Origin of the sequence: Hyphomonas sp. UBA4494 (assembly GCF_002388935.1) — a bacterium.
Lineage (GTDB): Bacteria > Pseudomonadota > Alphaproteobacteria > Caulobacterales > Hyphomonadaceae > Hyphomonas.
Genome location: NZ_DGNK01000034.1, coordinates 44,454 through 71,266 on the forward strand (window position 1 = coordinate 44,454; position 26,813 = coordinate 71,266).

Here is a 26,813-nt window from a genome sequence, read left to right on the forward strand (position 1 = left end):
TCCTTATGCCTTATGGCGACAGTCTTGCCCGCAAGTCCGAAGCTGCGGACGTCCGCCTCGCTCGCCTGAATGGTGAGTTGCGCGACGCCTCCGCTCAGACGGTGCTGCGCGTCGCCATGGTTCGCGAATGGGCCAACAGCCTGACCTACGTATCCAGTTTCGGCGCCGAGAGTGTCGCTATGCTGGCCCTGATCGCGGACGTGAAGCCTGACCTGCCCATCGTGTTTCTCGAGACCGGTATGCATTTCCCGCAGACGCTGGACTACAAGGACGAGCTGATCGAAAAGCTCGGCCTGACCGGTGTGCGCGAAATTCCGCCGAGTGAGACCGAGCGCAAGGTGCTCGATCCGAAGAACAATCTCTGGAAAACCGATCCGGACGCCTGTTGCGCACTGCGCAAGGTGCGCCCGCTGGAGCCGGCTCTGGAGGGCTTTGATGCCTGGATCACCGGTCGCAAACGCTTTCATGGTGGGGCCCGGATGAGCCTGCCGGTCTTCGAGTTTGCGAACGGACGCTACAAGGTGAACCCGCTGGCCAACTGGACTCCGGACGATGTGGAACTGTTGATCAAGCAGCGCAATCTGCCGCGCCATCCGCTGGTTGCTCAGGGCTATCCGTCCATCGGCTGCTGGCCGTGCACGAAGCCGTCCGACAATCCGGACGATCCCCGCGCGGGTCGCTGGGCCGGACAGGAGAAATCCGAATGCGGCCTCCACATCGACAAGACGGAACGCCCGCGCGTCTTCTAGGCCTTCGCCCCGAATATGTGAGCCATCGCGATCGCTCCGGCGGTCGCCACGTTCACACTGTCAAAGCCTTCCGACATTGGGATGCGTACGGGCGTACAAGCCGCGATCAACTCGTCCGGCAGCCCCGGTCCTTCGGCACCGAGCAGGATGGCGAGTCGGTCCGGCATATCCATTTGCGTGATCGGCGTTGCCTCGGAGCGCGGCGTCATCGCCCAGACTTCATGGCCTGCCGCCTTGGCCGCGTTCACCATGTCCAGGCCTGTCCCGCCATGGGCATAGGGCAGCCACAGGCTGCTGCCGGAGGAGACGCGGATGGCCTTGCGATAGAGCGGGTCACAGCATTGACCATCCATCAGCACCGCATCTGTGCCAAAGGCGGCCGCATTACGAAAGCAGGCGCCGACATTGTCGTGATTGGACAGGTCTGACATCAGGAGCAGGGTAGAGGGACCGGCCTCTATGGCGGCGAGAAACGCGGCCGGTTCGGCGATGTCGCCTTTCAGCCCACAGGCAAGCACGCCGCGATGCATCGGAAACCCTGCGACCGCATCCATGACCGACTGGGGCGCGACATAGACAGGCGTTTCCTCCGGCACCAGGGCCAGCAGGTCGGCCAGGGGCGCTACCCGGCTTTCGGCAAGGAATATACTTTCCAGCGCAAAACGTCCCCGACGCAGCGCTGTCTCCAGCGCTACTTTGCCCTCGACGATGAAGCGCGCGCCATGACCTGAAGTCAGGTCCTTCTCGCGAATGGATGTGTAAGCCTCCAGCCTCGCATCTGTCGCGCTACCAACTTCTATCGCAAATCCCATTTCAATTTCTCTATGCTGAGGCGCAAGACGTTGTCCAATTGGCGGGGCGTCCATGACGTGGAACGAATCCGGCTCGGCCGACTACGAGCATACTTCACCCATACGGACAAATCGACGTCCGGCACAGACGACCCAGGCCGAACATTCTCCTGCAGGGGAACCCCCGCACTTCAGCTCAAATAATTCTCCCAATAGGAGAAAAATTCTACTTTTTGGTATTGTTATCGCAATCAAAAATAGATAGAGGGAGATTGCGAAGGATTTGCAGGCGGGCCGGGGGGACGCATGAATATCATGATGAAAACCATTGTGGTGCTTTGGCACCATAGGCTCATCCTTGTATTGTTGCTGGTCGCGTTTTGCGTGGTCGCGATCTCTGCAGGAAACCGCATGCACCGCAAGGCGATGTTGGAACACGTTACGGACAAACAGTTTCAGTTAAATTTGGAAATGACCCGCTATAGCGGGGCAGAGGCTCCACCAATTCTCCTCAGCTCGCTGAGCGAAGATGATATAGGACTTGTCCATAGACTGCGGGAATCGCACGAGCAGGTACATGTGGGGTTTCCCGAGTGTCGCCGCGCTCCAGCCAGATCAATTGTTGGCCCTCAGCCTGATCCCTTGATCTGTGAAGTCCAGATTCCTCCAAGAAAGCCGTCAGACATAATTTGCGAGTCTGAAATCGGTTCTCATCCCTATGTGGCTGCGGGCAGGTTCATTCGCGGAGCCTATTCGGCATGTCTGATGACACTTTGGTCAAGAGAGCAGGGAGAATGGTCGCTGAATTCTGCCGCGGTGGGTCCAATGAAAAACGGCCCACTGTTAAGCGGGCCGTCTGAGCTGGACGAAGATGCGTATTCGGACCTGACCGGTCACTAAGCCGGGTTGGGGGCCATGTTCGGCAGGCCCTGATCCTTGGCCATACGTTTCATGGCTTTCTGGAGCTTTTCGAACGCGCGCACTTCGATCTGGCGAATACGCTCACGCGAAACACTGTAAACCTCGGACAGTTCTTCAAGTGTTTTCGGCTCTTCCGACAGGCGGCGCTCGGTCAGGATGTGGCGTTCGCGCTCGTTCAGGTCTTCCATGGCAGCGGTCAGCAATTCCATCCGCGCATTGAATTCCTGCTTGTCGGCAAACTCCTCGGCCTGGCCCTGATCATCGTCGGCCAGCCAGTCCTGCCACTCCATGTCGCCATCGGTGCCCATGGGCACGTTCAGCGAAGCATCCGAGCCGGACATACGTCCGTTCATCGAATACACTTCAGCTTCTGTCACATTCAGCTTTTCGGCGATCAACTGGGCCTGTTCAGGGCGAAGGTCACCTTCGTCCAGAGCCTTCATTTCGCCTTTCAGGCGGCGAAGGTTGAAGAACAGTTTCTTCTGCGCGGCCGTGGTGCCGAGTTTCACGAGGCTCCAGCTGCGCAGGATGTATTCCTGAATGGCGGCACGAATCCACCACATGGCATAGGTTGCCAGCCGGAAACCCTTGTCAGGGTCGAATTTCTTCACGGCCTGCATAAGACCGACATTGCCCTCGGAGATCACTTCGGCCATCGGCAGGCCATAGCCACGATAGCCCATTGCGATCTTCGCAACGAGACGCAGGTGGGATGTCACCATCTTCTCGGCAGACTGGGTATCTTCCTGTTCGCGCCATTTCCGCGCGAGCATGAATTCCTCATTCTTCTCGAGCATGGGGAACTTACGAATTTCGGTGAGATAACGGCTCAGGCCCTGCTCCGGGCTGAGTGCCACACTCGCACTGGCGGTTTTGTTCGCCATATCTAATCTCCTCCTTTGCAGACCAACCCCGCATTGCGGCGATCGTTCCGGCAATCAGATCTTCTTCCTGACGTTTAGCCCCGCATGGCGGCGGCGTCGCCCCGTATAAACCGCATGAATGTCATCGCGGTTTAACATAAATAAGCATTCGGCCCCTGCTTTTGAAGGGGGTTCAAGCGTCTGATTTCACGCTTACGAGAAAGTATATCTTGTGGCGGCAAAGTGATCCAGAAGGCTGCCACACCTTGCTGTCAGAAGTTGCGGAACCGGTTTGAAGGTTGCGGGGTTGATTGCCCAGATATGACAGGACACAACCAAATGGGCAGCACCACTCTCACCCGCACGGACGCCTTCCGGCAATTCGTGCAATCAGATTCCTTTCCCTGTATTGGGGCAAAATCGGCAATGGTTCGCGATCAGCTGGTCATCGCGGAATTCGGCGACATAGATTCCGCTGCAGGTGACATCAATCTCAGGCGCGCACTGGAAGAGTTTATCGAGGAGCTCGATTTCAGCTCCCCTGTGGTTCAGTCCTTCGTCGCCATCTTCACGGGGCCGACCGAGCTGTCAGAGACTGAATTCGAGCGTGCGCTCTGGAATCGACTTCAATCCTTGCACAATCTCGATGTGGTCGAGGGCAGGGGGTGGGCCGAGAGCGCGGAGCGTGATCCGGAATCGGCACATTTCTCGATGGGCTTGCTGGGCGAGGCCTTCTTCGTCATCGGCCTGCACCCGAACGCATCCCGACCAGCCCGTCGTTTTAAGTTTCCTGCGCTTGTCTTCAATTCGCATGAGCAATTTGAACGCCTGCGCCAGGATGGCCGGTTCGAGAAAATGAAGCAGATCATTCGAGAGCGCGACAAGGCGCTCGCCGGTTCGGTTAATCCGATGCTGGCAGATTTCGGCCGGGGGTCTGAAGCCGCGCAATATTCAGGCCGCGAAGTCGGTCCTGAGTGGAAATGTCCGTTCACCCCGCAGGAGCCTGCGAAATGAGTCACCGTATCCCCCCGAAATCCGGCACGGCCTTCATCCTGCGCAAGGGCGAACGCCTGACTGTGACAGATCCCGAAGGCGAACAAGTCAGCGACATGGTCGCCTACAATCTGGACGACCGGAAGGAAGTGATTTCATCCGGGCGTTCCCTCGATTATGCCGGGCGCATGTTCCTGACCACGGGAGACATGCTCTACTCCAATCGCAGCCGTGACATGTTGAAAATTGTCGAGGATGAGGTCGGCCGTCATGATTTCACGCTGACGCCCTGCTCGAAGGATACGTTCCGTAAGCTGTACAATGAAGCTGATCCCCAAGGTGGTTGTCAGGAAAACCTCGAAGCAGCCCTGGCCGAATACGGCATAGGCCCCGATGATATTCCGATCGCGTTCAACATCTTCATGCATGTCGCGACAGATCCTCAGACGGGCGAGATCAAGGTTTTGCCACCTCTGAGCAAAGCGGGGCAGTCGATTACGTTCGAAGCCTGCATGGACCTTCTGATCGGCATGACCAGCTGCTCCGCAGGAGAGTCCAATAATTTTCGCTACAAGCCGATAGATTATGAGATCGTGCAGGCAGTCGACTGATGGATATTTCAGCAATCTATTACGACGGATGGAAAGATCTTGTCCGTATCGCGCTTGCCGCCCCAGTCATATATTTCACCATCATCGCTTTCATCCGGCTCGCTGGAAAGCGGTCTACGTCTCAGATGAACAATTTTGACTGGGTGGTGACCGTGGCGCTGGGCTCAATCGCTGGAGCGGGCATCACCTCGAATTCCGTCACGGCCGTCGAAGCCCTGTTCGCCATTGCAGTCCTCCTGTTTATTCAATGGGGGCTGACATTCGTTCTGGCGCGCAGCGACTCTGTGGAGTGGCTTGTGAAATCCAGTCCACGACTTCTGGTATATCGGGGTCAGTACCTTATGCAGAATATTCGCGATGAGCGTCTGACCAAGTCCGAAGTGCTCGCCGCGTTGCGTGAGAATGGCCTGACACGCGTTGCCGAAGCTGAGTTGGTCGTGCTCGAAACGGATGCGTCATTCAGCGTGGTCGCGCGCAAGAATGCGAATGTATCGCCCGAACATCTTGCCCAATCTGTCGTCGGAGTTCCGGGCCACTCCTGAAGTGTGCGTCACAATAAATTCATGAAAGTCAAAGTCTTGTACGCTGTTGTGGCTATTACTGGTTACAAAGTTTTCAGACTGTGATGATAGCGAGAACCCATAAGGCCTTTTGGGTGGGGCAGATGGGTTTATTATGAGACTTCGCTCCACGTCATGGATGCATTTTGAGCCGCTCTCTCTCGGAGACAGCTTTGATGCGGTATCCGCGTTTTTCGTCAAGAACCCTGAAGCGACACTGTGCCCGGTTGTCGATTTTAATGGCAAGCCGACAGGGTTTGTATCCCTTCAGGCTTTCCAGCGCCTGATCTCAAATCCGTTCGGCTATGCCCTGAATCAGAAAAAGGGTGCGTCCGGCATAATGGATCGAAACGTGCTGGTGATGGAGCTATCGGAGGATGCCGCGACCGTATTCGGCAGTATCCGGGACAAATCAGACCTGCTCACCAACGGTCTGATCCTTGCGCATGAAGACGGCATCTATGCCGGATGTCTCAACGCGCTTGGTGTGTTCCATGCCCTTACCGAAATTCATGCCAGTATGCTGACTGAACTCAAGGCCGAGATCGAGGAGCGTGAGCGCGCCGAGCGCAAGATCCGCCAGCTTGCCGACACAGACCCATTGACCCGAATCCTGAATCGCCGCGCCTTTGTGCGGGAAATGGAGGCTCTGGTGGCACAGGGCCAGCCCTTCATGTGCGCCTTGATCGACCTGGACAGGTTCAAGCCCCTGAATGATCGCTATGGGCATGCGATAGGGGACCATGTCCTGAAGGTTCTCGCCACGCGCCTGTCGGAGATGGAGGGCTGTCAGTATGCTTGTCGCCTTGGTGGAGATGAGTTTGCGTTTATCATTCCATCAGTTGGCGATAACGCACTGGCATTGGCTGCGCTTGTCCAAAGTGCTCTGGTTTCTCCGATAGAAACCGATCTGGGGCTGGTCACGGTCGGCGCCTCCATCGGGGTCGCTGCGTTTCCGGATGACGCGGCTGACAAGGCCAATCTGATGTACGCAGCCGACAAGGCCATGATCCGGATAAAGTCGGAGGGCGGAGGGATTGCGGTATTCGATCGCCGTGAAGACATGGCGGATATGGATGCCGAAGAGTTCGACAAGACCATTATCGGGGCGGTCAAGGACAATTGCTTTCAGCCGGCAGTTCAGCCGATTCTGGATTTGCACAGTCACTCAATTGCCGGTTATGAAGTGCTTGCGCGCTGGCCGCATAGCGGCCTCAGCCGGCAGCCCTCGCCCAAGCAATTCATGCCGGCAGTGGAACGCCTTGGCCTGATCGACAGTTTCTTCTGGTCCATGCTGAACCAGGCTTTGCGCTGGTTGCCCGGGGGTACCAGCTTCCTGTCATTCAACGTTTCTCCCTCTCAATTGACGTCGCTGGAATTTGCTGACCATTTTCTGAACGCGCTCCGTCGCCATGGCATAGCGCCTGAACGGATCGAACTCGAAATCACAGAAAACGTCCTTTTCAGGAACATCGATACGAGCAAACACGTGCTTGGCAAGATTGTCGGGGCAGGGGTCTCTCTGGCTCTGGATGACTTTGGCACCGGCTATTCCTCGCTCTCCCTGTTGGAGGAATTGCCCTTCAAGAAGGTCAAGCTCGACAAGAGCCTGCTCGGCAAGAAGAGCGATTCCGGTGTCCTGCCCAAAGTGCTGACTGGCAGTCTGAAGATGTGCCGCGAGATGAATCTGATCAGCTGCGCCGAAGGCGTGGAAACCAGCTGGCAACTCGAACAGCTCGCCGCGCGCAATTGTGATCTCATACAGGGCTACCTCATTGGTCGGGCCGTGCTTTGCCAGGAGATGACCACGCCCGATATCAATGTGCGGACGGGCTGAAGCAGCCTTCTTCAGGGCATAATCGCGTCCTTGTCCCGCAAGGAATTCGTTGCGCCTGTCGCCAGTATGGGTGCCCGCGAGAACGTATCCGTCGCCTCTATGCGCCGGACATATACTTGCGCGGATGGACAGCCTGTTTGCGCCCCCACCGGTATTGAAGCCGCATCTTCAGCCATTCCGTTTCTGGATATGGCTGCAGCTCATCCTTCTGCGCCTGTATGTGCGCCGAACGAGAGGTCGCGGCACGCCGTTCCTCACCATGTGCGATGCGCGAGGGAATGTCTGGATCGCGGCAATCGGGGATACGCCAACAGTCGCGCGGCCTGACCCTTTGGCGTTCACCCTCTCAAAGGCCTGTCAGGTCGCGATGGGCAGCGCATCCGAACCCGCGCCTGCGCATGATGCAGGCGACCATCGCGTCGGAACAACGCTATTTCCGATGATTCGCCCGCATGATGCCGAGTTGCGCCTGCCTCCCCCGGATACCTGACCCGGGCGCTTGCGAATTCCTGATCTTGTCCACCGAGCGCCTTCACGGGCGTTGCAGGCGCAGGTCGCTCCGGCGGGCTGGTACACGATTTGCCTGTCACAGGACGAACGGCATTGTCGCTGCTGGTCCTGAATCCGGTCTGGCGGCTCCGAAATCCCGGGTGCCATACCGAAAAGGACACGCGCATGCGTCTTCCTCATCTGACATCACTGCAGGGCGGGCGCGCCATCGCTGCGCTCATGGTCGTCTTCTATCACCTCAATATCTTCATCTTGCCAAAGCGGCTTTATGCGGAAACGGGCGAAGCGCTACATCCTGTAGCGAATATGGGCTATTCGGGTGTTGAATTCTTCTTCGCCCTGTCTGGATTCCTGATGCTTTACATCCATCGTCGGGATTTTGGTGCCCCTCAAAAGGCCTATAGCTACGCGATCAAACGGGTCTCGCGCATCTATCCGGCCTATTGGCTGGTTCTCATCCCGATGGTCCTGGCCGGTGCCCTGATCCCGGCCGTCGGACTTGGCTATATGCCGGGTCTTGGGCAATTGCTGCCGAACCTCTTCCTTGTGCCAATGGAAGACACTCCGATTCTTCAGGTTTCATGGACCCTGCAACATGAAATGTTGTTTTACGCCATATTCGGCCTCGCTATCCTGCATCGCTGGATCGGTCTCGGCATCCTCAGCATGTGGTTTACCGCCTGCGCGCTCACCGTATTTAGCCAGGACGTACTGTTCCCGGCGGACTTCCTGTTCTCACCCTATAATTTGATCTTCCTGTTTGGCGGTCTGGCGGCGGTGTCCTTCCAGCATCTGGGACGGAATGCAGCGCGCGGCCTGTTGGTCGGCGGTTTGCTGGTCTTCCTGATGACGGGGCTCAACGATATCTATCGCCCCGTCGAGATCGGGTTTGGTGTGCGCACGGTCCTGTTCGGTGCCTCTGCCAGCGCGATCATTGCCGCGCTCGCCGCAATGGAAACCGCTGGCCGCCTGAGCATTCCGCGCAGCCTTCGTTTGGTCGGCGACGCGTCCTACATGCTCTATCTTGTGCATATGCCAATGATGACCGCCGGTGTGCCGGTTGCGAAATTCCTGCATCTGCCGGAATTCCTGCCGCCTTGGATCATGGCGCTCCTGTTCGTGATCGGGTGCACAATCGCGTCCGTTGTCGCGCACCTATACCTGGAACGCCCTCTGGTTCGCTATATCTCGCGTAAGTTCGGCGCGCCGAAAAACCTGTCTGGCCAACTCAGCCTTGCAGACGCCTTGCGTCAGGCGGCGTCTAGTCAGCTTCCAGTTCAACACGGGCCTCGGACAAATAATCCGTAGACCGCATTTCATGCAGGCGGCTGGCCGTGCGTTCGAACTCGAAACTGCCATCGCCTTCGGGATAAAGGCTTTCCGGCTCGGCGGCTGCGCTGGCCACCAATTTGATCTTCGCTTCATAGAGCGCGTCGATCAGTGCCACGAAGCGCGCCGCCTCGTTGCGGTTTTCTGGTCCCAGCGTCGGAATGCCTGACAGGATCACCGTGTTGAAGTTTACGGCGATGGCCAGATAGTCCCGCGACCCGAGCGGCCGGGCGCACAATTCCTCGAAGGTGAAGCACGCCACACCCGCCGCTTCGCGTTGGACTTCCAGTTTGCGGCCTTTCACCGTCAGCACGCAATGCTGTGGTTCTGCCCCAAGGGTCAGCCGGTCCCAGGCCCGGTCCAGCGCGGCCTCGGATTCGGGGCCCAATGGCGAATACCAGACCGGCGCTTCGATCAGGCGGTCAAGGCGGTAATCCCGCTCCGAGGCGAGTTCCAGAATTTCGCAATGCGCCTTCAGATGCTCGATGAAGGGTAGGAAGAGGGGGCGATTGATCCCATCCTTGTAGAGATCATTGGGGTGGCGGTTCGAGGTCGCCACCACCGTGACTGCCATGTCGAACAGTGCCTCGAACAGGCGGGCCAGAACCATGGCATCAGCAATCTGGGTGACCTGGAACTCATCGAAGCAGAGCAGGCTCGCCTCGGAGGCGATCTGTTTCGCCACTGGCGCGATCGGATCGTCGCCCGCTCCCTTTACGCGCCATTCGGACCGCTTGCGGTCGTCTTGCGAAAGCTTGCGCCAGGCATCCAGCCGGTCATGCACTTCGGCCATGAATTCATGGAAATGGACCCGCCGGCGGGCTTCAACCGGTGCACTCTCGAAGAATAGATCCATCAGCATGGATTTGCCCCGACCAACGCCGCCCCACATATAGAGACCCGTGACGGTTTCGGCTTTCGAGAACCAGCCGCCGGTCTTGCGGTTGGCCAGTCTGTGTTCCAGATCGTTCAGCGCCGCAGCGGCGGTTGCCTGAACCGGGTCCGGCGTCAGCTGGCCGCTCTCAATGCGGGCTTTGTATTTCTCAAGGACGGTGGTCATTCGGGTCAACCCAGCCGCTCGGCGATCTGGGCCAGCAGTGCGCTCCAGGCTCCGGGCACCAGCAGGAAGGTCAACGCCGCACCGGCCAAGGCGCCGCCCAAATGCGCGCCATGTGCGATCATCGTATTAGGGCGTTGCGACAGGAAGAAGCTGACCGAGATAAACAGAACTGCCGCAACAATCGCCCACATCGGCAAGATGAAAAGCAGGTACAGTACCGCAAACGGCGCCAGCACACTGAACGCGAGCACGATACCGGACGTCGCGCCCGACGCGCCGACGGCGCGGTAGTCGGGCTGGTCGCGTTTGTCGATATATTCCCATGCGTTTCCTGCAAACAACGATCCGAAATAGATGATCAGGAATGTTGTTGCGCCAAGTTCGCGTTCCAGCACTCCGCCAAACTGCCACAGGACGAACATGTTGATGAGCAAATGTGTGCTGTTCACATGCAGGAAGGCTGAAGTCACGAAGCGCCACCATTGGCGGCCCTCCCGGATCGGCGCGATCCAGAAATTGTTGTCCTCGAAGAAAGCGCGGTTTGACAGGCCAATCAGACTGACGAGGACATTGGCCGCGATCAGGCTGATCGTCACGGGATATTCCATCATCGGGGGTGCCGCCTTTTTCCTGTGTCGCCCAGCAAAAAGCCGCCCGGACGTATCCTAGGCGGCTTAGCAAGGGGAAGGGGCGCTTCGCAAGCGCCCGCATGGATTAGGCCGCGCGGACGGCCGTGGTTTCAGCGGCTGGCATCAGGTCCATCAGGAAGTCTTCAAACGCATCGGGGCGCTGGATGAAGCGATTGAATGGCAGAGTGGCCTTGAAAATAGCTTGCGGATGAATGTTCGCGCCACAGCGCAGGGCAGACTCAACAGCCTGGTCGCGCACATCCATCGAAGAGACGACTGCAATCCGGTATTTGCCCATATTGGCAACCCGCGCGATGGTCATGTCCGGGTCAAAGGAGTCTGGCAGGCCGAGGTCGAGCACGACGAGATCGAATCTTTCGAGGCGCAACCGGGCTTCCGCCATCATCAGGGTCGGCGCCATGACCAAGTCAACCTGCACGCGGGAGCGCGCAGCCTTGTCCGCGGCAATCGCCAGCATGTCTCTGACTGGCTCGTGATCTTCAACCCAAAGAACTTTCATCTACACTATTCCCGATTTGTTTGCCCGCGAAGGAAAGCCTTAAGCCAACCCCCCTGTGGCGTTCACAATGGCACGTGGCTCTTACGTCTTGGTAAAGCGAAACTTTCCGAAGTGTTTATATTTCAACACAATGCAGCGTTCCGGTGGCCTGCGCGAACGGCCATTCCCCTGTAGTTCCCGCTTTGAGGGATTCGCCCCAACCCCTATGTATATAAAGGGAGAACGGAGTGGCCCACGCACCATGAGCGACGAGAGCCTGATCGCAAAATCCTCTACTTTGAGAGGATCGGCATTTCTTGATGCAGAAAAAAATAATGACCAGCATATCGTCGATACGCTGATTGAGGAACGCTGCCCGAAACTGCGCGGCAGCTGGTCGTGGCCGCTTGTCCGTCCGGTTCTCTACAAGACGCTCGGCTATCGCCGCGCGCGGGAAATGGCCGACACCATCATGCAGCTGAACGGGCGGGACTCGTTCGATCATCTTTCACGCCAATTGAACTTCTCTCTTGAGGTCGACGGTCTCGAGAGACTGCCAAGTGCTGGCCGGGTTATCATTGCGGCCAACCATCCAACCGGTTTGGCAGATGGTGTGGCGGTCTGGGACCTGCTCAAGCAAGTTCGGCAGGATATCGTATTCTTTGCCAATGCCGATGCCATTCGCGTCAATCCGAACTTTCAGGATGTCATCATCCCGGTCGAATGGGTGGCCGAGAAGCGCACCCCGGCCAAGACGCGCGAAACCCTGAAGCGGGCAGGGCAGGCCTTTGCCGAGGAAAAATGCGTTGTCATCTTCCCGTCGGGGCGGCTTGCAAAGAAGGAAGACGGGCGGCTGGTCGAGAAGGACTGGTTCTCTACCGTGGTCGGCCTCGCGCGGAAACAGAAGACACCCGTCCTGCCGCTCAATCTCGATGCGTGGAATTCGAGGCTCTTTTACTTTCTCAGCGAGCTGAACCCGGAATTGCGTGACATCACCCTGTTTCACGAGCTGCTGAACAAGCGCGGCGCGCAAGTGCGTATGACGTTCGGCCAGATGATTCATCCAGACCAACTGGCAGGCGACGCCATCGAGCTCACAGAAAAACTGAAGCACCACGTCGCTTATGATCTGGGCCGTGACCGTTCCGCAGTCTTCGAGCCTTAGCGTATGTGCGGACGATTCTTCCGGCATGGCGTAACGTGGGAGGAATACCACAATGCGCTGAATCTGATTCACCCGAACGGCATCCAGCCGCCGGAGCCTGCGTACAATATTGCGCCCACCCAGTATGTGCCCATCATCCGCATGGCGCCGGAAGGCGAGGATGTGCCGCGTCACGCCATCCAGATGGCTCCGGCCATGTGGGGACTGGTTCCCAGCTGGTGGAAAAAGCCGTTGAGCGAGAAGAAATTCTCGACGTTCAATGCGCGCAGCGAAGGTCTTGAAGCGTCCAACACGTTTCGCGGGCCTTTCCGGCATCATCGCTGTCTTGTTCCGGCCAGCGGCTTCTATGAATGGACAGGCTCGAAGGGCAAGAAGCAACCCTTTGCTATCGGCCTGCGAAACCGGCGATGGTTTTGCTTTGCAGGGTTATGGGACCGCGCCATGATCGACGGGTCCGAGATCGACACATTCACCATCCTGACCACCAAGCCCAACGACCTGATGGCGGGGCTGCACACACGCATGCCGGTCATCCTTCATCCGTCGGACTATCGGACATGGCTGGATGCTGACAATCGCAAGGTGGAACACCTCTACGAACCATTCCCAACCGAGGACATGCACGCATGGCCTGTAAATCCTGCCGTGGGAAATGTCCGCAATCAGGGCGTCCAGTTGATAGAAGAAACCTAGTTCTTCTTCCAGGCCACCTGATAAAGGTCCAGTCGGCGATCCTTGAGGTTCTGTACCGCGCCGGATTGACGAGCTGTGAGCAGGTCTGAAATGGACAGGTCGGCCAGCGCAATCGTTTCCGTATTCGGGGCCGTATCTGCCGCCACGCCGTCGCGTGAGAAGGGGAAGTCGGATGGCGTCAGGATACAGCTCTCCGCATAGTGAATGTCCATGTTCTCGACATTCGGGAGGTTGCCCACAACCCCGGACATGGTGACATAGCACTGGTTCTCGACCGCACGGGCCTGACAGCAATACCGCACCCGCAAATAGCCGCGCCGCTCGTCGGTACAGAAGGGCACGAACAGCATCAGCGCGCCCTGGTCGACAAGGTGGCGCGCAATTTCGGGGAACTCACTGTCATAACAGATCATCACGCCTATCGGGCCACAGTCGGTCTGGATCACGGAGTTTCCACGACCGCCCTGAATGTTCCACCAATGGCGCTCGGACGGGGTCGGGTGCAGCTTCTGCTGGGTATGGACCGAGCCGTCGCGCAGGAAGACGTGGCAGACATTGAGAATTTCGCCATTCGCCATCTGGCTCGGATGCGTTCCGCCAATGATGTTGATGTTGTAGGAAACTGCCAGCTTCTCCATGAACTGAACGAAACGCGGCGTATAGTCAGATATCTGAGAGATCGCATCGACGGGGCCGAGCGGGCGTTCAGACAGCGACAGCAATTGCAGTGTCAGCATTTCCGGGAAGACTACGAAGTCGGATTGATAGTCTGACGCGATATCGACCCAGTATTCGACCTGTCCTTCAAACTCGTCGATGGAAGTGATCCGGCGCATCTGGAACTGGACCGTGGCGATCCGCACCCGTTCGGGCAGGGACGTGTCGCCAAAGCTCGTATTGGTCTGGATCTTCTCCTGCGCCAGTGGGTTCTCCCAGAACATGTGCGTGGCATGTCCCATGGAGTCGATATCTTCCGGCAGGTAATGGCGCAGTACGCCGAGCGGCTCATACCCCTGATTCAGCTGGAACGTGATAACCGGATCGCGGAGCTTGGATTCGCGGACCGCCTTCACATAGTCTTCCGGGTTGGGATATTGTTTGGCGCGGCGAGCATAGCCGGGCATCCGACCGGCAAATACGATACCTTTCAGCTCCAGCCACTGGCATAGTTCGCGCCGTGCCTTGTAGAAACGCTGGCCAATGCGCAAGCGACGGAACGCCGGGTCGACCGCGACATCCATGCCGTAGAGCACATCCCCTTCGGGGTCGTGACGGGCGGCATATCCGCCGCCCGTAATCTGCATCCATGTGTGCGGACCAAAGGCATGTTCGGACGCGATCATGAAGGTGGCGCAATGGCCAACAATCTGGCCTTCATATTCAGCGATGAACTGCCCATCCGGAAACCGGTTGATCTGCGCCATGAGGTGGTCGCGGGAATACTCTTCGCCCTCGCCATAAACGCGCGCCGAGAGGCCCTGAAGACCGGGGATATCATCCGGCGTTGCATTGCGGATGATCAGTTTTGCTTTGCTATTGCTCATGGCGAAGGAATGTCTCTGGAGGGATAAGGTTCAATGGGGCAGGCGCAGGCTGGCCCGCAGGCCACCGAGAGGGCTGTCGCTGAGGCGAAGATCTCCGCCATGCGCGCGCGCCGTATCTCGGGCGAGGGTCAATCCGAGCCCTGTGCCCGGTGTATTCTGGGTGCGGGCCTCATCCAGCCGCATGAAAGGGCGGAAAGCATCCTCGCGCAGCTCCGGGATAATGCCCGGTCCATTGTCATCGACGTGTATATCGGCCGCATGCGGACCGTTCACAAGAGTGATTTGTGTGGCGGTCGCGAATTTTGTCGCATTGGAGATCAAATTTGTCACAGCGCGCTTGAGTGCCAAGCGACGGCCATTGACCTGTACATGATCGGGTCCGGTTACGGTAATGTGCGGGCCAAAGCCCGCGGCGGCGTCGCGCAAGAGTTCGGCAAGGTCAAAATCGCTCGGCTCATCGCCTTCTTCGCCGCGCGCAAAGGTGAGATATTCGTCCAGCATCATGGACATGTCATCAAGATCGGCCCGCGCGGCTCTGATGTCATCGGTCTCGTCCATCATGGCCAGCGCCAGCTTCAGCCGGGTGAGCGGCGTGCGCAGATCATGGCTGACCCCGGCCAACATGGCGGTGCGCTGTTCCGCAAAGGCGGTCAGCCGGTTCTTCATGTCGATTACCGCCCGGGCCGCCTCGCGCACTTCGTTGGCGCCAGACGGGCGGAAGTCCGGCACATCCCGGCCACGACCGAACGCTCGCGCGGCCTTTGACAAGCTCAGGATCGAGCGCACCTGCTGGTTCAGGAAGCCGATGGCCAGTGCAACCATGAACAGGGAGAACAGGATCACCCAGACAATAAAGATGTGGGTATTGGCGGCGAGCACACGTTTGCGCTCGACAATGATTTCAACTGTGCGGGGCCCCGACGCGAAGCGGAGATGCAGCATTGAGTCCTGGGGGTTCAATGCCGTCTCCACCGGTACGCCAAGCCGGGTCTCCAGCTCTTTGTCCAGCGTGCCGCTATAGGAGAAAACCTCAACATAGCTTCGGCGGTCGAGGCTGGCTGAGTCGCTGTCGCAGGTGAAGGTCAGGTCCAGGCGCTCATCTATGGTCCGGCGGTCCAGCACGGACTCCTCGCGGCGGTCGCAATATGCCTGGACGAGGCTCGCATCGCGCGCGATGGATTGGGCGAGCTTGCGGTTCACCTCCGCAATATGGCTGTCGTAATAATACCACGACATGAGCGACAGGATCAGCACAACCGGCGCGATTACCATCAACATGCTGCGGGCATACAGTCCGCGCGGTGTGATATCCCTCAGGCGCAGCATCGGCTCAGTCCGGCATGAGGCGATATCCGACGCCTCGCACGGTCTGGATATGAATCGGCTCTTTCGGATTAGGTTCGATCTTGCGGCGCAGGCGCGTCACCTGCACATCGACAGAGCGCTCCATCCCCGCTGAAGTCAGGGAGGCCAGCTCCTCACGGCTCACCGGCTCGCCCGGATTTGAGGCCAATACCGTCAGCAATTGCAATTCGGCCTCGGTGAGACGGATGCGCGTATCGCCCTCTTTCAACTCGCCGCGTTCTGCATTGAATACCATGCCGGACATTTCGACTTCTTCGGGCGGCTCGGCCTTGTGCGATCGGCGCAGGATGGCGGCGCAGCGCAAGGATAGCTCCTCCGGCTCGAACGGCTTGGCGAGATAGTCGTCTGCGCCATGCTTCAGCCCTTCGATCCGGTTGGACGCTTCACCTTTGGCGGTCAGCAGCATGACGGGCGTTTCCCGATTGCGGCCCTCCCGCATGGATTTCAGCAGCGACAGACCATCTTCACCCGGCATCATTATGTCCAGAATGGCGAGATCAAACTCCATTGATGACATCATCTTGCGCGCGCCGTCCGCTCCGGACGCCGAGGTTACGCGATACCCTTCACGTGTGAGATATCGCTTCAGCAGGTCGCGAATGCGGTCATCGTCATCGACGACGAGAATATGAGCGGTGTCCTGGTTCATTTGACGAGCGCATCCATCACTTTGCGCGCCCCTTCAACCGCATCCGGGCCAGCGGCGCGATAGGCCAGGCGCAGCCGCTCGCGCAATACGATCGTGATCTGGGTGGTCAGCGTGGTGCCCGCATCCGACAGGTTCAGCGTGCGCCGGCGCTTGTCGCTTGCCTGTTCACGCTCGCGCTCGATCAGGCCGCGCTTGTCCAATTCGCCGATGATGCGGGCGAAAGTTGGTACTGTCATGCTCAACGCATCGCGCAGTTCGCCCACGGCTTGACCGGGTGAGTAGCGGACAGCCATGAGTATTTGCAGTTCTGGCTTGCTTAGCCCTGCCTTGTGCCGTGCCTCTTCTGCGGCTCTCATCAGTTCGGCGCTTCCTGCCAGCAGGAGTCCGACACCTCTATCAAGCTCCTGATCCATAAGGAAAAGGCGTGGATCGAAAGGTCTATTCAGGTTGACGTCAGGGGCCATGTTCTGAAATGAACGCGAAAATGCTATAAGTGCAAGCGAGGAGCGCTGAACTATTATGTCTGCTTATGACGACCGTGACGGTTATATCTGGATGGATGGGGAATTCGTGCCGTGGCGGGACAGCAAAGTCCACGTCCTGACGCATGCGCTTCACTATGCGTCCTCCGTCTTTGAAGGTGAGCGGGCATATAGCGGCAAGATCTTCCGTTCGCTGGACCATTCCAAGCGCCTGCACAATTCAGCGGAGATCATGGGGTTCAAAATCCCGTTTTCTGTTGATCAGGTCGAACAGGCCAAGACCGAGGCGCTGGCGAAATCGGGTCTCGAGAGCGCCTATGTGCGCGCACTGGCCTGGCGCGGGTCTGAGATGATGGGCGTGTCAGCCCAGAACAACACGATCCATCTCGCGGTCGCGGTCTGGCATTGGGGCGACTATTTTGCCGACAAGATGAAGGGCATCCGCCTGACACATGCCAAGTGGCGCCGTCCGGCCCCGGACACCGCGCCCTGCCATGCCAAGGCCGCTGGCCTCTACATGATCTGCACCCTGTCCAAGCATGCCGCAGAGCGCGATGGCTATGCCGACGCCCTGATGCTCGATTATCGCGGTCAGGTGGCTGAGGCGACCGGAGCCAACATCTTTTTCGTGCGCGATGGTGCCCTGCATACGCCGACCCCGGATTGCTTCCTCAATGGCCTGACTCGCCAAACGGCGATCAAGCTGGCCAGGGAGCGCGGCATCGAAGTGATCGAACGGGCGATCTTCCCGGATGAGCTGTCGACCTTCTCGGAATGCTTCATCACTGGCAGCGCAGCGGAAATCACGCCGGTCGCCGAGATTGGCGAACATGTCTACAAGCCGGGCCAGATCTCCGAAACGCTGGTCAATGACTACACCGCATTGGTCAATGGCCGGCTGGAGTTGGCGCTATAGGCGGCACGGCGCAAGCTGTACGAAAAGTAACTGAGGCCGTTAAGGGCTGGCTGCTAGGGCTTTGGCCCATGGGTGGAGCCTGGAAAGAGTTCGCGCGCGAGCGCCTTCCCTTCGTGGCGGGATCATTGGGCCTCAATGGCCTGATCCTGTTTCTCTTTGCCATCGCCTTCGGACATAAGCTTCCCCCGCCTCCTGAGCCCGTGGTTTTGGAGGTGGACATCGTCGAGCTTCCACCGATACTCCCGCCAGAGCCAGAGCCAGAGCCAGTTCCGGAATTGCCGCCGGAGCCGCTGCCGGACATCGAGCCCGAACCTCTCCCCGAACCGGATCCGGAACCGTTGCCCCAGCCGGATCCTGAGCCGATCCCGGAATCGGAATTGGTCATGGAAGAGGCCCTGCCTCCGCCCGAAGCGCCGGTGGACCTCGTCATCGACGACCCCATTCCTGAGCCGGAGCCCTTGCCGCTTGCCGTAGAGGAGGAGGTGCTGCCGGATCCTCAGCCAGGCCTGCCGGTCGAAGTCATTCCTGAAGAACCGGCCATGGAAGACCCGGAGGAGCTGCCGGACGAGCTTCCGGACACGCTGGAAGCTCCCTTTGAAGACGCAGAGCCGGACCTTGAGGTCGAAGTCTTGCCTGAGGTGTTGCCCGAAACGGCTTCCGATGAACCCGTTGAAGACCTGCCTCAAATTATCCCTGAAGAAGAACCTGAAGAGATTCCGGAAGACCTCGTCGAGGAGATTGAACCTGAAATAGAGCCCGTTGAGGAAACGCTACCACCTGTGCCTGACCCCGAAATGGAGCCTGCTGCGGAAGCGCCGCTCGAACTGGAGCCTCAGCCTGAACCGGTGCCCGAGGTGGACCTGCCCGATGTCGCGGAGCTGGAACCTGACCCGGACGAAGCGATCATCCTGCCGGAACCATCTGATGCGCCGCTGCAGACCCTTGCGCCACCCGTGCAACAGCCTGCCACCACGGCGCAGCCTTTTGCCAGGCCCCAACCTTTTGGACGCCCGCCCCCCGTGCGCGTGCCGGGCATCGAGTTCTCCCTGCCGCCAGCTACGGCCGGGGGAGGGGGCGGCGCACTGGGCGCGCTACTCTGCCACAAGCTCACCGAAGAACAGCGACTCAAGGCCAATTGCGATCTCGATGCCACCGAACAAGCCTATAAGGACGCCGCCAATGCCGGCCTCGACCGGGACGAGCAGAACCGGCTCGACGGCACCTATGACGGCCAGCTGCGCTCAACCCTGCCGGATGATTCCGCGTTTGAGAGCTTCCTGAAACGCAATGACGGCATTCCGAAAACCACATTGGACGGGATCGACAACACGATCTTCATGGACCGCAAGCCGGAGTCCGAGCGCCAGCACGATCAGCTGATGCGCGGCGACACGATGGAGTGGGAAGACGAGGTCTTTGAGGCGCATCAGGACGAAGACTAGCGCCCGCAGCCCTATCTGCTTGACTCGAATATGCGACTCCGCCAACGGCTCAGAGTATGAACAAGGTTACTGTCTCCGTCTGCCCGCTGCCCCATTTCGAGGGGCTAGACCTGCCAGCTTATGAAACCATCGGTTCAGCCGGCATGGATGTCCGCGCGGCTGTTTCGCAGGAAGACCCAATCCTGCTGCAGGCGGGTGAGCGGGCGATGATCCCGACCGGCCTGTCAGTGGCCATTCCGCAAGGCTATGAAATTCAGGTGCGCCCGCGCTCCGGCCTCGCAGCCAAGCATGGCCTGACCTGTTTGAACACGCCCGGCACGATCGACAGCGATTATCGCGGTGAGATCAAGGTGATCCTGATCAATCTCGGACAGGATGCCTTTACCATCCAGCGCGGCGAACGCATTGCCCAACTGGTTCTTGCGCCGGTCACGCAACTGGCATGGATAGAAGTGGACGCGCTGGACGAGACGGACCGCGGCGCCGGCGGATTTGGCTCAACCGGAAGATAATCCGGGTTTCTTCTTGAACATGTGTTCACCCCTCCTTACATATTGAATATCGATAAGTTCAGGAGAGCGGTGCATTCGCCGAATTGCGGATCCATCTAACAGACGGGGAGCTCCAAACGACTGACTTTCGTACCAACGTCTTGTCAGAAAAGGAGCCTCTCATTGTCTTTCCTAGTCTTTCTTGTCTTTGTTCTGGTGATCGTCTCACTCGCGCGGTCCGGGAAGTCCCGCCCGCCTGAAGCGTCACCAGATGCCGATCAGATCGCCAATCTGGCCGAGCGTGTGCGCACGCTGGAAGCCATCATTCTCGACCGGGATCGTCGTTTGCGTCGCGAGATCGACGGCCTCCGCTAAGACCTGGCCAAGTTCCAGTCCGCGACAGGCGGCAAATTTTCTTGTAAGATTTGCCTGAATTGTATATATCGAAAAACGATACAAAGGGGAGTTACCGAATGGACCCGATTGTCATGGTCGTCCTCATTGTGCTGATTTCAGTCGGCGCAGGTGTGGTGAACAACTATCTGAAACTGAAAGCCAACGCCAAATCCGACAAGGGCGCGGACGAAGACATCCGGCGCGTCCTCGGTGAGGTCGACCGGTTGAAGGAACGTGTTCGGGTTCTGGAAAAGATCGTAACCGATCAGGAGCGTCAGCTGTCCGAAGAAATTCGCAAGCTGGCCTAGTTGCCGCCGCCGCCGGGGATGCGCATACGCCGTCTTTGTGCAGCCACTTGTGACAGCGTCTTGCGTTCTCTTGCTGCGCCCATGTCGCGCCTGAGCAGGCAGCGACGCTGACGGCGTTCAATGATGGCATTCATGACGTGTCTTTCTCTTGTTGCGGAGTATAAGAGATGATCAGAATGCGGCGTCATTGTGTGTGAAAGGTTAATGCCTCGGAATGGCCTAAATCAGGGCGCCATCGGCCTTAGCGAAGCGTGCGAGCAGATAGGCATCGGTATCTTCGATCGTGTCGAGCTTGCCGAAAGCGAAAGCCTCCCGGTCCAGCACGAGGTCTCGCGGACGCAGCTCGCGACTGATCGACAAGCCATCTAGAGATCGTGCACGCGAAAAGGCGACATAGGCTTGTCCGTGGGCGAACATACCTGAATCGAAATCGATGAAGACCTTGTCGAGCGTCAGGCCCTGTGCCTTGTGGATGGTCACGGCATAGGCAAGGCGCAGCGGCATCTGTTTGAATGTGCCGACCACTTCGCGCTTCACTTTTTTGGTTTCGGGGTCCAATTCGTAGCGGTATTTTTCCCAGGCCGTCGGTTCGATTTCGTAGACATGATCGTCGATCTCGACAATTACGCGGGTTCCGGAAAACCCGGCGACTGTGGCCAGAGTCCCATTCACCCAGCGCCCTTCGGGATCATTCTTGATCAGCATCACCCGCGCGCCTTCCTTCAGTTCGAGGTCGGCTTCGGTCGGATAGGCCTTCTCATCGAACTGGCCCTGCACGTCAGCCTCAAATGTTTGCGATCGTGTATTCAAGCCTTCGAGCCGGGCCTGGTTGATACGGTAGGCATTGGCATTGTTGGGCGTCAGGACAACATGGGTTTCAGAGGCTTCGACAGCAGATCTCGTGCTGACCAGTCCGCGCAACACGGCCTCGTCATTTGGCGTGACCCGTCCGGTGCGCAGCGCGCCCAACAAGGCGAGGAAGCGAGGTTCGGCCTGCCGAAACACATGTTTGAGGGCCAGCAGGGAGAATTCGGCATCCTTGAAGGCAGGTGCGTTGAAGAAATAGCTTCCGCCATAGCGCTCACGCAGGATCGGCGCTTCCTGGCCCGAGACAACCGGAGGCAGCTGGTGCAGGTCGCCCGACAGGATCATGCGCACGCCGCCAAAGGGCCGTTTGGAGGCGCGGTTTAGCTTCAGGCTTTTGTCGATGGCATCCAGCATGTCAGACCGGACCATCGAGATCTCGTCTATGATCATCGTGTCGATAGCCTTGACCAGCCGTGTCGAGCGCAGCCGCTTGATGTCGGTGGGCTCGATCAGGCGTGGTGGGAATTTGAAGAAGGAATGGATCGTCTGCCCGCCGGCATTCATGGCCGCCACACCCGTGGGAGCCAGCACGATGGCCTTCTCGCCCGCGCCTGCCAGGAACTTGCGCAACATCGTGGTCTTGCCAGTACCTGCGCGGCCAGTGAGGAACAGATTGCCCTGTGCGCCGGTGCCGGTGGCGACCCAGTTTGCGGGCGTGGCATAGATGGTGTCGGGGGTGGTTTCGGTGGTCACGTGTCTGGCTTAACGGCGTTTTGCGCGGAAGGCGAGGGTGGCCCTGCCGGGAGTGGAAAAGCCCCCGAAGAAACACTTCGGGGGCTTCCAGTCAGCCATAAGAATGCGTGCCGGGTTTAGCCGGCAATACGGCGGACATAATCATAGGCGCCTTTGCGGCTGTCCCGTTTGCGTGCGGGCTGGAACGCCACTTTCGCATGTTCGGAACAGTATGGACCGCAATCAGATTTGCGTCCGCAGAAAGCGAATTTCGGATCGGCTGGATCCCCAATCGGCCATTTGCACATGGAGTCGCGCAGCGTGAGGATCGATGCGGGTTCCCCGTCAGCCTGTTGCAGCGGCGGCAGCGGCGCCATCACTTCTGTGCGCTCTACCGGGCGCGGAGCCGCGGTCTCCGGAGTTGCCGGGGTTGCCACCTTGACGCTGCCATCAGGCAACACGCGCGGCTTCGGACGGGCCAGCCGTGGGGGGCGCTTTACCGGGCGGGATGGTGTCGCGCGACCCGACAGGCCCAGGCGATGGACTTTGCCGATAACAGCATTGCGAGTGACCCCGCCCAGCTGTTTGGCAATCTGGGAAGCCGAATGGCCTTCCGCCCAGAGTTTCTTCAGCACGCTTACCCGTTCTTCGGTCCAGGACATGGTTGATGTCTCCCAGCTCGGTTCAAGATCGTTAACACTTACGATCCATCAGCCCCTATATATTGAGATGACTTGATACACGTCATCCGCTCAGCACCTAGATATCGTATCAGCAGCGAAACGAAACACAACATGCAGCGCAGGCTTTCCACAGGCTTTCTACATATTGTGGTTAACTGCATCAGCCTGTGGACAAAAGCGAGGCAGCCAAATTTCCGAAGTTATTCCGCGTCTTGCCCCTCGCAGACTCAGGCAAGGACACCTAGATACTGCGCATGACCGATACAGCTGCTGACCAGACCTCCGCCCATCGCCTTGTCCGCCAGTATGGCAAAATGAACGGGTTGGGACTCTGGACCCTGTTCAAGCGCGAGATCGGCCGCTTCCTGAAAGTGTGGATGCAAACCGTGTTTGCGCCGGTCGTTACGACACTTCTTTTCATGACGGTTTTCAAGCTGGCCTTCGGCGAGCGCGGTCGGCTGACGGGTGATTTCGAGGGGCTGAGTTATATCGAGTTTCTCGCACCTGGCCTGATTGTCATGGCGATCCTGCAGAATGCGTTTCAGAACACAAGTTCCAGCCTCGTGCAGGCGAAGTTCAATTCCACCTATGTCGACTTCCTGATGCCGCCGCTTTCCCCCATGGAGCTGACCATCGGCTTTATCGGCGGATCGGTTGTGCGCGGCCTGCTCGTCGCCTTTATTTCCGCCATCGGCATCCAACTCAGCGGCCTTGCTGATCTTAGCGTGGCGCATGTCTGGCCAATCCTGTGGTTCAGCATCACATCTGCGATCGCGCTTGGCGCACTAGGTGCCATCGGTGGGATCTGGGCCGACAAATTCGACCACTTGTCTGCCGTGACCAATTTCGTGATCGTACCGCTCACATTCCTGTCGGGCACGTTTTACGACATCAAGGTCATGTCGGAACCCTTCTACACAATGGCTCTGCTGGACCCTTTCTTCTACATGATTGACGGGTTTCGGTATGGTTTCCTGGGCGTTGCCAACAGCTCCGTGATTGTTGGGGTCTGGGTAACGGGATTGCTGTCTGTTGCAGGCATATTCGCTGTCTGGCTCATGTTTCGGTCGGGCTACAAGCTGAAAGCCTAAGACTCCCCTCAGGCGGGAGCAGCATTGACGCTCCAGTTCCGTCCCCCTTGAATGCCGGAAATCCCGGCAGGGGAAAGAATTGGAGAAAATCATGGGTAGTGGGAAATTCCTCGCAGGTGCGATTGCTGCAACGGCACTTCTGGCTGGGTGCCAGATGATGCCGGCTGAACAGACAGTCGGCGAATATTGCGCCAATCCGGACAAGGCCGACGAGGCTGTTTGCAAACTGAAAATGGAAATCGACGGCAACAGCACCGCCCTGGCCGATACTGATATGCGTCTGTCACAGGCTCGGAACATGGCGGATAGCGCCACGGAGGCGGCTGCGCGAGCCCAGGCAAGCGCAGATGCGGCGAGAGCGCGCGCTGACGCGGCGATGGCGCTGGCCGAAGAGGCTAATGGCAAGGAAGTCCAGTGCGAAACCCGCACTATACAGAATTCCGACACGGGTTCCTGCCGGCCTGGCTATGCGCTGACCAGCTGCACGCAAACCCGCTACACCTATCGGGCAGGGGGCATGTCTATCCTGCGAGAGATCAATGACGCGCAGTGCCGCTTCAACAGCCGCGTGCTGGAAATGCAGGTTCGCTGCTGTGCGGTGTCCGGGTCGGCGCCGCAGCCGGAAGACACGCTGATCGAGAATGAGGTCCCACCGCAGCCGCCGCAGCCGGAAGCTCCGAAAGAGCCGGTGCCGGTCAGCCCGTAACGCAGACTGTCAGATTGAACTTCAGAGCCGCCGGAACCGTGTTCCGGCGGCTTCTTTCTTGCGCTCCATTGCTCAGTTGCTGTCCTGAACGAAGTAAAAGTCGCCACCCGTTGTACCATCGGTGTAGATGGGGCGCTGTTTCTGTCCAGTGCGTGCAGCGACGGCATCCTGGACACGCTTGAACACGACATTGGCCGGATCATCGAGTGTGCTGATGAGGGCGGCGAGTTCTTCTGAATAGACTCCGTCATCAGCGGCTGTCTTGCCGGGTTCCGTTGCAAAGGCCTGGAACACGCCGGACGCCCAGCCGACCGGGCTGTAGGCTCGCATGAGGCCACGGCTCTGATCATCCATTACCGTTCGGCAGGCGTCAAAGACGATGAACGAAGTCGGTGCGACTGTGGTCGAGACACGGTTGAAGATCTGTTCAAAACTGACGCCAAAGTCGCGAATATCGTCCGGTGACGCGCCGGGAATATCGGTCGGCAAGATGAAGTTCGTACCGTCAACGTTCACGCCATGACCGGAATAATAGAAGAAGGTGACCGGGTAAGCACCAGCATCCTTGCGCGCTTTGGCCATGCGGCCGAGCAGACTCAGCGCGCGAACCGTCTGGCGTTGGCCGAGATCTTCGCATTGCAGGACCGAGAAGCCGACGCCAGTCAGTGCCGCGGTGATTCGGTCGCCATCGTCATGGGTCACAGTCAGGCGGCTGACAGGGGGCGTATAGGCCAGATTGCTGAGCACCATTGCCTGACGGTCCGCATTCGGGCCGGCGACCCATGTGCAGCCTGCGATCTCGGTGTCGGGCAACAGGCCGGTCGCCGCGTTGGCAATATCGGCGGGGCTGGAAAGCGTTGACGGGTTTGATGCGTTGGTGGGCGCCAACAGTGTATTTGCGCCGCTGAGGGTGGAGGCCATGTCAGCTTCAGGCGCAGGGGAGCGACTTGCGATCGAGGTTGCTTCAGCAACCGGCCCCGGATCGACCAGCAATTCTTCAATCGATGTGACCTTGATTGAGAGTGATATGGTTTTCACGGCGCGGGCAAACCGTTCGCCATTCACGTCGACAGTTTCCGATACGGTGAAGGTCAGGTTAGGCGTTCCAGCCTGGCGTGGCGTGACCTGCCACTGCCAGAGCGTTGGCGACCCAGGCAGGACAGGCTGCTCAGAAGGTGTGGTGGCGACGAAGTCGTAACCCTCGCCGGAAGCCGAGGCCGTCATCACCTGGCTTGCGCGGACGGTGTCAAAGCGGAGCGACATGGCACTTTCTGAGCTGCCTGGCGCAAGGCCCGTGCCCATAATGCCACGTAGCGATTCATCCACTTCGGCTTCACTCGTGTTGCGCTGAAGAGGCTGGATGGCAACTTCGAGGAAATAGGGCTGGCCGAGCACCATCTGTTCCGGCGCATGGTGGGCGATGCGGCCACTGTCGAAATCGTTCGCCGCTTCGGCTGCGAGTTCTGAATATCGATAGTCCCATTCCGGGCACGGCCGTATGAGTTGGGCGTCGTCCAGCGTCACGGTCTCGCTCCAGAAACAAAGCGGCTTTTCGACGATGCCGACTTCATAACCGTCTCCTGCAAGATCAATGGCGAGCGCATCCAGCGTGGTAACGAGGTCGCCATCGATGCGATGGGTGGCCTGCGTAAACGTCTCGGCATTCATATCCGTACAGGTAACGAGCAAGGTCCGGGGTGCGGAAATCTCCGCTTGGCAGGTTTCGGAATAGCCCGGACCCGCCGCGGTGGCTTCAAGATCCGAGAAATCTCCTTCCTCAAGGGCTGCGAGCAACTCAAGCATGGCGGGATCATCTGCGTAAAGCTCTCGCATATCGTCGATTTCATCAGCCGGTGCCGAGGCTTCATTTTCGTAGGCGTCTTCTCCGTCGGAATAGCCCCACTCGGATCCGGCATCTCCATATTCGCCATATCCTGTTGACCAGTCGGGCTCGTCTTCGACCATCGCCGGTGGCGGAGGTGGCGGAGGTG

At 58.7% G+C, this 26,813-nt stretch carries 30 protein-coding genes; 17 read left to right on the top strand and 13 right to left on the bottom strand.

Annotation, left to right across the window (positions count from 1 at the left end; translation table 11 throughout):
- Positions 1-5 precede the first annotated feature (5 nt).
- Positions 6-749, top strand: a complete 744-nt coding sequence (locus B2P82_RS13740) for a phosphoadenylyl-sulfate reductase (RefSeq protein WP_290480517.1) — start codon at positions 6-8, stop codon at positions 747-749.
- Here the strand turns inward: B2P82_RS13740 and B2P82_RS13745 are convergent.
- Positions 746-1,561 (bottom strand): TrmH family RNA methyltransferase, encoded by an 816-nt coding sequence (locus tag B2P82_RS13745; RefSeq protein WP_290497532.1) that lies wholly within the window; start codon positions 1,559-1,561, stop codon positions 746-748. The genes B2P82_RS13740 and B2P82_RS13745 overlap by 4 nt on opposite strands.
- Positions 1,562-1,846: 285 nt before the next feature.
- Between B2P82_RS13745 and B2P82_RS13750 the strand changes: the two genes are divergently transcribed.
- A complete protein-coding gene (locus tag B2P82_RS13750) occupies positions 1,847-2,440 on the top strand; it encodes a hypothetical protein (RefSeq protein WP_290497533.1) in 594 nt (197 codons plus the stop codon).
- Here B2P82_RS13750 and rpoH read toward each other — a convergent pair.
- A complete protein-coding gene (gene rpoH / locus B2P82_RS13755; protein ID WP_206992117.1) occupies positions 2,437-3,345 on the bottom strand; it encodes an RNA polymerase sigma factor RpoH in 909 nt (302 codons plus the stop codon). The genes B2P82_RS13750 and rpoH overlap by 4 nt on opposite strands.
- 318 nt (positions 3,346-3,663) lie before the next feature.
- Between rpoH and gntA the strand changes: the two genes are divergently transcribed.
- From gntA to B2P82_RS13785, 6 genes are all read left to right on the top strand, one after another.
- Positions 3,664-4,338 (top strand): guanitoxin biosynthesis heme-dependent pre-guanitoxin N-hydroxylase GntA, encoded by a 675-nt coding sequence (gene gntA / locus B2P82_RS13760; RefSeq protein WP_290497535.1) that lies wholly within the window; start codon positions 3,664-3,666, stop codon positions 4,336-4,338.
- Entirely contained in the window at positions 4,335-4,928 is a 594-nt protein-coding gene (locus B2P82_RS13765) for a DUF1989 domain-containing protein (protein ID WP_290484577.1), read from the top strand. The genes gntA and B2P82_RS13765 overlap by 4 nt, the downstream gene beginning before the upstream one ends.
- A complete protein-coding gene (locus B2P82_RS13770; RefSeq protein WP_290497536.1) occupies positions 4,928-5,470 on the top strand; it encodes a DUF421 domain-containing protein in 543 nt (180 codons plus the stop codon). The genes B2P82_RS13765 and B2P82_RS13770 overlap by 1 nt, the downstream gene beginning before the upstream one ends.
- A gap of 133 nt (positions 5,471-5,603) precedes the next feature.
- Positions 5,604-7,325 (top strand): EAL domain-containing protein, encoded by a 1,722-nt coding sequence (locus B2P82_RS13775; RefSeq protein ID WP_290497537.1) that lies wholly within the window; start codon positions 5,604-5,606, stop codon positions 7,323-7,325.
- Positions 7,326-7,449: 124 nt separating this feature from the next.
- The gene (locus B2P82_RS13780) at positions 7,450-7,815 is read left to right on the top strand and encodes a hypothetical protein (protein ID WP_290497539.1); all 366 of its coding nucleotides are present in this window, start codon (positions 7,450-7,452) and stop codon (positions 7,813-7,815) included.
- 185 nt (positions 7,816-8,000) lie between these two features.
- Positions 8,001-9,143: an acyltransferase family protein gene (locus tag B2P82_RS13785; RefSeq protein WP_290497541.1), complete on the top strand. Its 1,143-nt coding sequence runs from the start codon at positions 8,001-8,003 to the stop codon at positions 9,141-9,143.
- Here the strand turns inward: B2P82_RS13785 and zapE are convergent.
- The 3 genes from zapE to B2P82_RS13800 all read right to left on the bottom strand — a co-directional run bounded on the left by zapE (position 9,097) and on the right by B2P82_RS13800 (position 11,373).
- Positions 9,097-10,224, bottom strand: coding sequence for a cell division protein ZapE (gene zapE / locus B2P82_RS13790; RefSeq protein WP_290497543.1), 1,128 nt, complete (start codon positions 10,222-10,224; stop codon positions 9,097-9,099). The two genes, B2P82_RS13785 and zapE, sit on opposite strands and share 47 nt — an antisense overlap.
- 5 nt (positions 10,225-10,229) lie before the next feature.
- Positions 10,230-10,835 (bottom strand): rhomboid family intramembrane serine protease, encoded by a 606-nt coding sequence (locus B2P82_RS13795; RefSeq protein ID WP_206992124.1) that lies wholly within the window; start codon positions 10,833-10,835, stop codon positions 10,230-10,232.
- 103 nt (positions 10,836-10,938) lie between these two features.
- A complete protein-coding gene (locus B2P82_RS13800) occupies positions 10,939-11,373 on the bottom strand; it encodes a response regulator transcription factor (protein WP_034817104.1) in 435 nt (144 codons plus the stop codon).
- A gap of 241 nt (positions 11,374-11,614) precedes the next feature.
- Here B2P82_RS13800 and B2P82_RS13805 point away from each other — a divergent pair, with 241 nt between their 5' ends.
- Positions 11,615-12,517 (top strand): lysophospholipid acyltransferase family protein, encoded by a 903-nt coding sequence (locus B2P82_RS13805; RefSeq protein WP_290497545.1) that lies wholly within the window; start codon positions 11,615-11,617, stop codon positions 12,515-12,517.
- A 3-nt stretch (positions 12,518-12,520) separates the two neighbouring features.
- Positions 12,521-13,210: an SOS response-associated peptidase gene (locus tag B2P82_RS13810; protein WP_290497547.1), complete on the top strand. Its 690-nt coding sequence runs from the start codon at positions 12,521-12,523 to the stop codon at positions 13,208-13,210.
- Here B2P82_RS13810 and B2P82_RS13815 read toward each other — a convergent pair.
- From B2P82_RS13815 to B2P82_RS13830, 4 genes are read right to left on the bottom strand one after another with little or no spacing between them, the layout of a single operon-like run.
- Positions 13,207-14,754, bottom strand: a complete 1,548-nt coding sequence (locus B2P82_RS13815; RefSeq protein ID WP_290497549.1) for a bifunctional GNAT family N-acetyltransferase/carbon-nitrogen hydrolase family protein — start codon at positions 14,752-14,754, stop codon at positions 13,207-13,209. The two genes, B2P82_RS13810 and B2P82_RS13815, sit on opposite strands and share 4 nt — an antisense overlap.
- Before the next feature lie 30 nt (positions 14,755-14,784).
- Positions 14,785-16,080, bottom strand: coding sequence for an ATP-binding protein (locus B2P82_RS13820; protein ID WP_290497551.1), 1,296 nt, complete (start codon positions 16,078-16,080; stop codon positions 14,785-14,787).
- A gap of 4 nt (positions 16,081-16,084) precedes the next feature.
- Positions 16,085-16,768, bottom strand: a complete 684-nt coding sequence (locus tag B2P82_RS13825) for a response regulator (RefSeq protein WP_034817113.1) — start codon at positions 16,766-16,768, stop codon at positions 16,085-16,087.
- Positions 16,765-17,124: a MarR family winged helix-turn-helix transcriptional regulator gene (locus B2P82_RS13830; RefSeq protein ID WP_290497552.1), complete on the bottom strand. Its 360-nt coding sequence runs from the start codon at positions 17,122-17,124 to the stop codon at positions 16,765-16,767. The genes B2P82_RS13825 and B2P82_RS13830 overlap by 4 nt, the downstream gene beginning before the upstream one ends.
- A gap of 163 nt (positions 17,125-17,287) precedes the next feature.
- Between B2P82_RS13830 and B2P82_RS13835 the strand changes: the two genes are divergently transcribed.
- The 5 genes from B2P82_RS13835 to B2P82_RS13855 all read left to right on the top strand — a co-directional run bounded on the left by B2P82_RS13835 (position 17,288) and on the right by B2P82_RS13855 (position 20,803).
- The gene (locus B2P82_RS13835; RefSeq protein WP_206992130.1) at positions 17,288-18,166 is read left to right on the top strand and encodes a branched-chain amino acid aminotransferase; all 879 of its coding nucleotides are present in this window, start codon (positions 17,288-17,290) and stop codon (positions 18,164-18,166) included.
- A gap of 68 nt (positions 18,167-18,234) precedes the next feature.
- The gene (locus B2P82_RS13840) at positions 18,235-19,608 is read left to right on the top strand and encodes a hypothetical protein (protein WP_290497553.1); all 1,374 of its coding nucleotides are present in this window, start codon (positions 18,235-18,237) and stop codon (positions 19,606-19,608) included.
- A 56-nt stretch (positions 19,609-19,664) separates the two neighbouring features.
- On the top strand, positions 19,665-20,120 hold the full coding sequence (dut, locus tag B2P82_RS13845; RefSeq protein ID WP_034817119.1) for a dUTP diphosphatase: 456 nt from the start codon (positions 19,665-19,667) through the stop codon (positions 20,118-20,120).
- Between the two features lie 162 nt (positions 20,121-20,282).
- A complete protein-coding gene (locus B2P82_RS13850) occupies positions 20,283-20,474 on the top strand; it encodes a hypothetical protein (RefSeq protein WP_034817120.1) in 192 nt (63 codons plus the stop codon).
- Positions 20,475-20,572: 98 nt separating this feature from the next.
- A complete protein-coding gene (locus tag B2P82_RS13855; protein ID WP_290497554.1) occupies positions 20,573-20,803 on the top strand; it encodes a hypothetical protein in 231 nt (76 codons plus the stop codon).
- Here the strand turns inward: B2P82_RS13855 and B2P82_RS13860 are convergent.
- The 3 genes from B2P82_RS13860 to B2P82_RS13870 form a co-directional block, all read right to left on the bottom strand.
- Positions 20,800-20,937 (bottom strand): hypothetical protein, encoded by a 138-nt coding sequence (locus B2P82_RS13860; RefSeq protein WP_290497555.1) that lies wholly within the window; start codon positions 20,935-20,937, stop codon positions 20,800-20,802. The two genes, B2P82_RS13855 and B2P82_RS13860, sit on opposite strands and share 4 nt — an antisense overlap.
- An 85-nt stretch (positions 20,938-21,022) precedes the next feature.
- On the bottom strand, positions 21,023-22,363 hold the full coding sequence (locus tag B2P82_RS13865) for an ATP-dependent DNA helicase (RefSeq protein ID WP_206992133.1): 1,341 nt from the start codon (positions 22,361-22,363) through the stop codon (positions 21,023-21,025).
- A 116-nt stretch (positions 22,364-22,479) separates the two neighbouring features.
- A complete protein-coding gene (locus tag B2P82_RS13870) occupies positions 22,480-23,004 on the bottom strand; it encodes a GcrA family cell cycle regulator (RefSeq protein WP_034817126.1) in 525 nt (174 codons plus the stop codon).
- A 275-nt stretch (positions 23,005-23,279) separates the two neighbouring features.
- On the opposite strand from B2P82_RS13870, the gene B2P82_RS13875 reads away from it, so the two are divergent.
- Positions 23,280-24,116 carry an ABC transporter permease gene (locus B2P82_RS13875; protein ID WP_206992134.1) on the top strand — a complete coding sequence of 279 codons (837 nt, stop codon included), beginning with the start codon at positions 23,280-23,282 and terminating at the stop codon, positions 24,114-24,116.
- Positions 24,117-24,207: 91 nt separating this feature from the next.
- Complete coding sequence (locus tag B2P82_RS13880) at positions 24,208-24,822, top strand: hypothetical protein (RefSeq protein WP_290497557.1); 615 nt, start codon at positions 24,208-24,210, stop codon at positions 24,820-24,822.
- 72 nt (positions 24,823-24,894) lie between these two features.
- Here the strand turns inward: B2P82_RS13880 and B2P82_RS13885 are convergent.
- Positions 24,895-26,813: caspase family protein (locus B2P82_RS13885; protein ID WP_290497558.1), on the bottom strand; the 1,919-nt coding region annotated here is incomplete at its 5' end.